The sequence below is a fragment of the Pseudomonas sp. R37(2017) genome, assembly GCF_002113375.1.
GTDB lineage: Bacteria > Pseudomonadota > Gammaproteobacteria > Pseudomonadales > Pseudomonadaceae > Aquipseudomonas.
Genome location: NZ_NEHO01000039.1, coordinates 1 through 8,053 on the forward strand (window position 1 = coordinate 1; position 8,053 = coordinate 8,053).

Annotated in this window: 7 protein-coding genes and 1 pseudogene; 2 read left to right on the forward strand and 6 right to left on the reverse strand. The window is 61.5% G+C overall.

The genetic code is table 11. The features are described from left to right. Positions 1 to 350: pseudogene (locus tag CAG47_RS29200) on the forward strand (hypothetical protein); the annotation flags it as partial. Between the two features lie 151 nt (positions 351 to 501). On the opposite strand, the gene CAG47_RS27490 reads toward CAG47_RS29200, so the two are convergent. Next, entirely contained in the window at positions 502 to 1,398 is an 897-nt protein-coding gene (locus CAG47_RS27490) for a LysR family transcriptional regulator (protein WP_085729428.1), read from the reverse strand. Between the two features lie 144 nt (positions 1,399 to 1,542). Between CAG47_RS27490 and CAG47_RS27495 the strand changes: the two genes are divergently transcribed. Continuing rightward, positions 1,543 to 2,970, forward strand: a complete 1,428-nt coding sequence (locus CAG47_RS27495; protein ID WP_085729429.1) for a mechanosensitive ion channel family protein — start codon at positions 1,543 to 1,545, stop codon at positions 2,968 to 2,970. 165 nt (positions 2,971 to 3,135) lie between these two features. On the opposite strand, the gene ycaC is transcribed toward CAG47_RS27495, so the two are convergent. From ycaC to CAG47_RS27520, 5 genes are all read right to left on the reverse strand, one after another. Beyond that, positions 3,136 to 3,762: an isochorismate family cysteine hydrolase YcaC gene (gene ycaC, locus CAG47_RS27500; protein WP_085729430.1), complete on the reverse strand. Its 627-nt coding sequence runs from the start codon at positions 3,760 to 3,762 to the stop codon at positions 3,136 to 3,138. 68 nt (positions 3,763 to 3,830) lie between these two features. Beyond that, positions 3,831 to 5,669, reverse strand: a complete 1,839-nt coding sequence (locus CAG47_RS27505) for an amidohydrolase (protein WP_085729431.1) — start codon at positions 5,667 to 5,669, stop codon at positions 3,831 to 3,833. Next, positions 5,669 to 6,277 carry an antibiotic biosynthesis monooxygenase gene (locus CAG47_RS27510; protein WP_085729432.1) on the reverse strand — a complete coding sequence of 203 codons (609 nt, stop codon included), beginning with the start codon at positions 6,275 to 6,277 and terminating at the stop codon, positions 5,669 to 5,671. Before CAG47_RS27510 ends, CAG47_RS27505 begins: the two co-directional genes overlap by 1 nt. After that, positions 6,270 to 6,686 carry a DoxX family protein gene (locus CAG47_RS27515; RefSeq protein WP_085729433.1) on the reverse strand — a complete coding sequence of 139 codons (417 nt, stop codon included), beginning with the start codon at positions 6,684 to 6,686 and terminating at the stop codon, positions 6,270 to 6,272. The genes CAG47_RS27510 and CAG47_RS27515 overlap by 8 nt, the downstream gene beginning before the upstream one ends. A 233-nt stretch (positions 6,687 to 6,919) precedes the next feature. Beyond that, positions 6,920 to 7,240, reverse strand: a complete 321-nt coding sequence (locus CAG47_RS27520) for a DUF6124 family protein (protein ID WP_085729434.1) — start codon at positions 7,238 to 7,240, stop codon at positions 6,920 to 6,922. Positions 7,241 to 8,053: the final 813 nt, after the last annotated feature.

Genomic DNA, 8,053 nt, shown 5'->3' on the forward strand with positions numbered 1-8,053 from the left:
GTGGTGGTGGCGGCGGCGGCAGCGGTGGTGGTGGCGGCAGCGGTGGCAATGGCGGCGGTGGCGGCAGTCACGGCGGAAGCGGCCACAGCGGCGACCATGGCAGCAACAGCGGCCATGGCAGTGCCAACAGCGGTTCGAGCCACTCCGGAACGGCTTCGTCCTCCGGGCGCAGCGGCACTCATGATGAACCCGGGGATGACCGTGGCGTCCACGCCAATGGCGAGCCCGGCGATGACCGCGGCGTCCACGCCAATGGCGAGCCCGGTGATGACCGCGGTGTCCATGCCAACGGCGAGCCCGGTGATGACCGCGGCGTCCATGCCGAGCCCGGCGATGACAAAAGGAGCTGAAGCCTACTGACTTCCATACAACACAAAACCCTGTGGGAGCGAGCCTGCTCGCGAAGGCGTTGTGTCATTCAACACTGAAGTCGTCTGACACTCCGCCTTCGCGAGCAGGCTCGCTCCCACAGGGGTCAATGTGAGTCACACATCAGCCACTCTACAGCCCACCCTCGGACTGATCCAATTCCTCGCGCAAAAACTCGACCAGCGCCTGCACCGGCCGCGAACTCTGCCGGTGTTGCGGATAGACCGCCGACAACGTCAGCGGCTCGGGCCGCCAATCCCCCAGCACTTGTACCAGCCGTCCATCCTGCAGGGCCGAGCCGACGATGAACGTCGGCAAATACGTGACCCCCAGGCCAGCGATGGCCGCGTCCTTGAGTAATTCACCGTTGTTGACCCGCATCCGCCCGCCGACATTGACGCTCAATGGCTTGCCCTGCCCCGCAAAACGCCATTGCACCTGGCGACCATGGCCGTAGGGCAGGCAGTCATGACCGTGCAAGTCTTCAGGTTTGAGCGGTGTGCCGCGCTCGGCCAGGTACGCGGGGCTTGCGCAGTACACCCGTTCAATGGAGGCAATGCGTCGGGCGATCAGTGTCGAGTCTTCCAGTGTGCCGATGCGCAATGCCAGGTCGTAGCCTTCACCGAGCAAATCCACGGGACGATCGCTCAAATCCATCTCTACGGTCACGTCGCGATAGCGCTGCAAAAACACCGGCAACAGGCACCCCAGATGCGCCAGTGCGAACGACAGCGGCGCACTCACACGCAGGGTCCCGCGTGGCTCGGTGGTCTGGCCGGCAATGCCCTGCTCCACTTGTTCGACTTCATTGAGCAGGCGCAAGGCTGACTCGTAATAACTCTGCCCAAGCGGCGTGACATCCAGTCGCCGGGTCGAGCGATTGAGCAAGCGCACGCCCAGGCGCTCTTCGAGTTGCATCAAGCGGCGGCTGACAAACTGCTTGGACAGGCCCAGTTGATCAGCGGCTGCGGTGAAGCTGCCGGAGTCCATGACCTGGCAAAAAATTCGCATATCTTCGAAAGGGTTCATTGTCACATCCCGGTTGACAGTCAGACACTTTATAGCGGCTTTTTCCCTTTCGGGCACAGCATTAAACTTCGTTCGCGGCGCTGATATCACCTTCCCCGCAGGCGCTGCGATCTTTTGCCGCAAACACTTAAATGGAGTTTCCCCATGTCCTTGCTCCTTGAGCATTTGCTTTCCCTGGGCACCCTGCTGCTGGCCATCGACGCCCTGCTCTGGCACCTCGCGCCTTTCAACCATCGCGTCATCCGGGTGGGTGTGCGCCTGGCGTTGTTCCTGCTGTTCAGCGCGGTGATCATCAACGCCGGCGTCAGCCCGTTGCAGGCACCATCGTTTACCGATGACCGCGTGACGCAGTTCGGGGCCACGGCACTGGGGATTCTCTGGTGGCTGTATGCCGCACGGGTACTGACCGAAGTGATCGGCCTGGCCTTGATGCGACGCATCGGCCATAGCGGCCGGTTGTTGCAGGATGTCATCGGCGCCCTGGTGTTCCTGGCTGCCGCCGTGGCCGCCGCCGGCTACGTACTGGAGCTGCCGGTGAAAGGTTTGCTGGCGACCTCCGGCGTCGTCGCCATCGTTGTAGGTCTGGCATTGCAGAGCACGTTGAGCGACGTGTTCTGCGGCATCGTGCTCAACACCACCAAGCCGTATCAGGTCGATGACTGGGTTTCCATCGACGGCGTTGAAGGCAAGGTTCTGGACATCGACTGGCGGGCCACCCATCTGCTGACCAGCGCTGGCAGCACGGCCGTGGTGCCGAACTCGGTGGCGGCCAAGGCGAAGATCGTCAACCTCAGCCGCCCGACCAACCTGCACGGGGTGTCGATCAGCATCCAGGTGCCCAACCACATTCGCCCACGTCGGGTGCTCGATGCCCTGGACCGTACCCTTCAGGGCAGCAGCAGCCTGCTGCTCGATCCACCGCCGAAAGCCGTGCTCAAGGAGGCCGGCGAAACCATGTCCGAATACGTGGCCAGTGGCTTCATCGCCGACCTCCGCAAAAAGGGCGAAGTGCGCAATCAACTGTTCGACCTGGCCCATCGGCACCTCGAAGCGGCAGGCATTTCCCGGCAGCCCGATGGCGTGATCGAGCCGTCGACCCGCGCACGGGCCTTGCTCGATGAAGTGAAAATCTTCCGTTCCCTGAGCGCCGAGGAGCGTGATCGCCTGGCCCGGAACATGGTGGCGCAGCAATACGCGGCCGGTGATGTGGTGCTGGATCTGGAAGAAGTGCCGGACAGCCTGTTCGTCATCGCCACCGGCGTGGTCAGCGCCACGGTCCCTGACGGCAACACGCAGATCGAGGCTGGGCGCATGGGGCCGAGTGAAGTCATGGGCGAACAGAGCATCCTCGCCGACACGCCGTCCCAGGCACGGTTCACCGCCATGACCTCAAGCATCATCTACCGCCTCGACAAATCCCTGACCCGCAGTTGCATGGAGCAACGACGGGAAGTCGACCGGGCATTGAACAAGCTGCAAGCGGTGCGACAGCAGAACAGCCGGATGGCGTTGATGGCCAAACCGGTGGCGGTCAGGAAAGGAGGGTTTTTGAGTTGGTTGCAGAGTCGCTGAACCGCGGCTCACGCAAAGCCCTGTAGGAGCGAGCAAGCTCGCGATGACGGTGCATCAGCCAACGAAGATGTTGGATCTGATGGCCTCATCGCGAGCATGCTCGCTCCTACAGGTACAGGTACAGGTGCAGGTGCAGGTGCAGGTACAGGTACAGGTGCAACGTACTTACTTGGCGGTGAATTTGGTGTAGCTGTTGATCAGGTTGCGATAGTTCGGCAGGCGTTCCGACAGCAGGTTGGCCAGGCCTTCCATGTCGTTGCGCCAGTCGCCTTGCAGCTCGCAGGCCACGGAGAACCAGTTCAGCAGTTGTGCACCGGCGGCCGACATGCGCGCCCAGGCCGCTTGTTGCACGGTGGTGTTGAAGGTGCCGGAAGCGTCGGTCACCACAAACACTTCAAAGCCTTCGGCAAGGGCGGACAGGGTCGGGAACGCTACGCACACGTCAGTCACTACACCGGCAATGATCAGTTGCTTGCGGCCGGTAGCCTTGATCGCCTTGACGAAGTCTTCGTTGTCCCAGGCGTTGATCTGGCCCGGGCGTGCAATGAACGGCGCGTCCGGGAACTGCGCCTTGAGCTCTGGCACGATCGGACCGTTCGGGCCGCTGTCGAAACTGGTGGTGAGGATGGTCGGCAGTTTGAAGAACTTGGCGATATCGCCCAGTGCCAGTACGTTGTTCTTGAATTCGTTGGGCGTGAAATCCTGCACCAGCGAGATCAGACCGGTCTGGTGGTCGACCAGCAATACCACGGCATCGTCTTTGTTCAGGCGTTTGTATGGAACGTTGCTCATTGGAAACTCCTTGATGGATGGTTGTTGCAGTCAGCGCGGTCCTGTAGGGCCGACGCTTTTTAAATTTGTCAGAAGGCAAAACACGAGCAGCCAAAGGCGCCCCAGAAACCGGCGAAATCGCTGACCGGCGCGTTCGACAGGCGCGCCCGCTCATGGCTGTGGGCGTGCACCGCGCACGGCCCGCTGCAGTGGTGAACCTGGGCCTGCATCGGCGACGTCGGACGCCAGTGGCCCGGCACTTTCACCACCGGCGACCAGTCCGGCAGCACTGGCACGCTGGCCGGCCCGAGCTTCTCGAAGTCACCGGCGCCGTACACCACCTTGCCGCCGACCACGGTCAACACCGACTCGATCCACTTGATCGCCTCTTCATCGACACTGAAGAAATCCGCGCTGAGAGCGGCGACGTCGGCCAATTGCCCGACCTTGATCTGGCCCTTCTTGCCTTGCTCCGACGAGAACCAGGCACTGCCGTGGGTGAACAGTTCCAGTGCGGTCAGGCGCGAAAGGCCTTCGGCGTGCAATTCCATGCCGCCGACAGTACGGCCACTGACCATCCAGTACAGCGAGGTCCATGGGTTGTAGCTCGATACCCGCGTCGCGTCGGTGCCGGCACCGACGGGTACACCTTCGGCCAGCATGCGTTTGATCGGCGGTGTGGCTTCGGCCGCCTTCGCGCCGTAACGCTCGACAAAATATTCCCCCTGGAACGCCATGCGATCCTGAATCGCAATGCCGCCCCCCAGCGCCCTCACCCGCTCGATGTTCTGCGGGGTGATGGTTTCCGCATGATCGAAAAACCACGGCAAACCGTTGAACGGAATGTCGCGATTGACCTTCTCGAACACGTCGAGCATGCGGCTGATGGACTCGTTGTAGGTGGCGTGCAAACGGAACGGCCAGCGATGCTCGACGAGGTGGCGTACCACCGGCTCCAGTTCGGCTTCCATGGTTTGCGGCAGGTCCGGGCGCGGTTCGAGGAAGTCTTCGAAGTCTGCCGCCGAGAACACCAGCATTTCCCCGGCGCCGTTGTGCCGCAGGAAATCGTCGCCCTGGTGCAGCTTCACGCTGCCGGTCCAGTTCTTGAAGTCGGTCAACTCTTCCTTGGGTTTCTGGGTGAACAGGTTGTAGGCGATACGCACGGTCAGTTGCTGGTCCTTGGCCAACTGTTCGATCACCTGGTAATCGTCCGGGTAATTCTGGAAACCACCACCAGCATCGATGGCACTGGTCAAGCCCAGGCGATTGAGTTCGCGCATGAACTGACGGGTCGAGTTGACCTGATATTCCAGCGGCAGCTTCGGCCCCTTGGCCAGCGTCGCGTACAGAATCATCGCGTTCGGCCGCGCCACCAGCATGCCGGTCGGTTCGCCATTGGCGTCGCGCACGATCTCGCCACCCGGCGGGTTCGGCGTGTCGCGGGTGTAGCCGGCTACGCGCAACGCAGCGCGGTTGAGCAAGGCGCGGTCGTACAGGTGCAGCACGAACACCGGCGTGTCCGGTGCCGCCTGGTTGAGCTCCGCCAGGGTCGGCATGCGCTTCTCGGCGAACTGGAATTCGTTCCAGCCACCGACCACCCGCACCCACTGCGGTGTCGGCGTGCGGTCGGCCTGGTCCTTGAGCATGCGCAAGGCGTCGGCCAGGGACGGCACCCCTTCCCAGCGCAGTTCGAGGTTGTAGTTCAGGCCGCCACGGATCAGGTGCAAGTGCGAGTCGTTGAGCCCGGGGATCACGCAGCGCCCCTTGAGGTCGATCACTTGCGTGCCTGAACCGCGCAGGGCCATGGCATCGGCATCGCTGCCGACCACGACAAAACGCCCGTCCCTGATCGCCACGGCGCTGGCGAGCGGTTTGTCACGGTCAACCGTATGGAATTGACCATTGAACAGAATCAGATCGGCGCTCATCACGGTTCCTCATGCAATGTGGAGGGAGACAGCCAGGGCGCGAACAGTCGCGTCGCCATGGGCATGAACAGGTAAACCACCGACAGCACGATGGTCAGGGTGATCAGGAACGTGGCCACCACGTAGTTGGAAAGAAATGCGTTGAGCCGCAGCAGCGGCCCCCAGAGCAGCGGCACCAGCAAGGTGTGCGGCAGGATCACCAGCAGCGTCACCACGGCCTGCTTCCAGCGTGGCGGTGGCGTACCGGCCTCGGCCTGGGGCGAGAACCAGAACTCGTTGACCGGATTGACCTCGGTCTGGTCGCCATCGGCCAGCATCGGCGCGGCCTGGTTGACCAGTTCCTCGCGCTGCGGTGAATCGAGCCAGCGCTGCATCGCTTCGGTCGAGCAAAAACGCAGCACGCAGGTGTAAGTGTCGAGACCGGCGCTCTTGCCACGCACCACATCCACGCCCAGATGCCCGACATTCTGCGCGGCCACCTTGACGATGTTGCGCAGCCAGGCTTCATAAGGCACTTCGAAACCGGCCTTGACCCGGTGCTTGACGACCAGGGTCACCACCTCGTCAGGCCCGGGATTGGCAGGCTCGCGGTGATTGGATTCAGACATGACGCAAGGCTCCGGCGAAATGAACGTTGAGCGCCAGCCGTCCCGGCCCGGCGATGAAAATGCTGGTAAACACAATCAGCAACAGCCAGCCGAACTGGCCTTCGAAGAGAGTCCACTGCGGATGCACAATCAACATCGCCACCCACAACACAAACAGAATAGGCAAGCACGCCAGACGCACCAGCAACCCGGCGACGATCAGCAGCGGGCACACCACCTCGGCGAAAATCGCCAGCAGCAGCGTCAGGTTCGCCCCCAGGTGGAAAGGGTCTTCGATGTTCGGCAACTCGGCACGGTAGTGCAGCAGCTTTGGCAATCCATGCACCCACAACAGCAACAACCCGCCACTGACCCGCAGGAAAAGCAGCCCCCAGTCTTGCGCCCGATCATCGTGTCGCGAAACGTCCATGGCCTATCCGTACAAATGAAAAACTGGATTCGATAGTGCCGGGACGGAGGGAGAAAAAATTGAATGTACGTGCTCTGTTTGCGCGAAGACCGAGATCGACCACGAGGCATGGAAACCTGTGGGAGCGAGCTTGCTCGCGATGGCGGTGTGTCAGACACATCAATGTTGAATGTGCTGCCGCTATCGCGAGCAAGCTCGCTCCCACAGGTTTATTTGTTGTTGCTTCTACCGAGTTATTCCTGCGGATCGAGATTATCCAGCGCCCGGTTCACCGCCAGCTCACCCAACATGATGATCTGCGCAATGCCCAGCAGCGCATTGCGATGAGGGCTCTCCAGAAACCCCGCGAGGTCACTGGCCATGATGCTGGCCGAGGCAAGGGATTCGCAGGCGTGGGCCAATAGCGTTTCGGTGTTGATATCGGGGGCGATGACAAACATCGTGCTGGGGTTGCGCGGTAGACCCGGCTTTTTTGCGGAATTGAGGTAGAGGTCCCGTGTGCGGTCGGGGGAAACGTCGTCGGATTGCGGGGGGTTTGGGGTGGGTTTGAACATGGTCAAGCTCCTTGATCAATGGAGTCGCCACACGTCGCTGCTAAACGGATTGGGTGGCGGCTGTACGCGGGTTAGCAGACCAGGGATCAAGGAACCCGGCGCACCGAAGTGCCCCACGCACAACCACCAAATAGCAGATCGGACTGATCTGAAGGTGACACTGGCGAGCCTTGAAATTTACCGGGCTGCTAAACCCGGTCGCTGAATTTGCAGCGACCGCGAAACGATAAAGACCGGGTACAAGACTCACAAGCCGGCGGATTCTGGCGTAGTTGTAGGCAACGACGCAAGGCAGCGTGGCTTTGAGGAATAGAGGCTGACGGGTTTTAAACAGGGCTGTCGGAACACAGCATATCCCTTACCGCTAACGCGAGCGGGTTCGCTCCTGCGGTTTAACCCGGGACTTGTGACCGCAGAAGATCTCTGTAGGAGCGAGCATGCTCGCGAAAAAAAGGCCAGGACAACGAGGACATCCAGACACCCCACGTCATCGTTGACGTCCATCGCGAGCATGCTCGCTCCTATAGGCCGAGCGTTAGCTCGCCTGCAGCTCTTGATCTTGATCCACCCGCCCCCTCGGAATGCCGGAGCGAAGGAACCCCGAGCCTTGGCGAGGGGCCGTACGAAAGGGGCGAGACCTTTTGGTTACTTTTGGCTGGGCCGGCACTCCGGGCGTTTGCCAAAAGTAACCCGCTGTAAAAGCGGAACCATAAGCCGCCGTTACCGCAGCAACGGATATGTACTCAATCCAAAAGGCCGCCAAGTTCAAACAACCCCGACAACCCCCTCCCCATGCATCTGCCGCAACAACCC

Coding starts and splice junctions, on each gene's coding strand:
- CAG47_RS27490 (WP_085729428.1), bottom strand. CDS start 1,398: ATGAACCCTTTCGAAGATATGCGAATTTTTTGCCAGGTCATGGACTCC.
- CAG47_RS27495 (WP_085729429.1), top strand. CDS start 1,543: ATGTCCTTGCTCCTTGAGCATTTGCTTTCCCTGGGCACCCTGCTGCTG.
- ycaC (WP_085729430.1), bottom strand. CDS start 3,762: ATGAGCAACGTTCCATACAAACGCCTGAACAAAGACGATGCCGTGGTA.
- CAG47_RS27505 (WP_085729431.1), bottom strand. CDS start 5,669: ATGAGCGCCGATCTGATTCTGTTCAATGGTCAATTCCATACGGTTGAC.
- CAG47_RS27510 (WP_085729432.1), bottom strand. CDS start 6,277: ATGTCTGAATCCAATCACCGCGAGCCTGCCAATCCCGGGCCTGACGAG.
- CAG47_RS27515 (WP_085729433.1), bottom strand. CDS start 6,686: ATGGACGTTTCGCGACACGATGATCGGGCGCAAGACTGGGGGCTGCTT.
- CAG47_RS27520 (WP_085729434.1), bottom strand. CDS start 7,240: ATGTTCAAACCCACCCCAAACCCCCCGCAATCCGACGACGTTTCCCCC.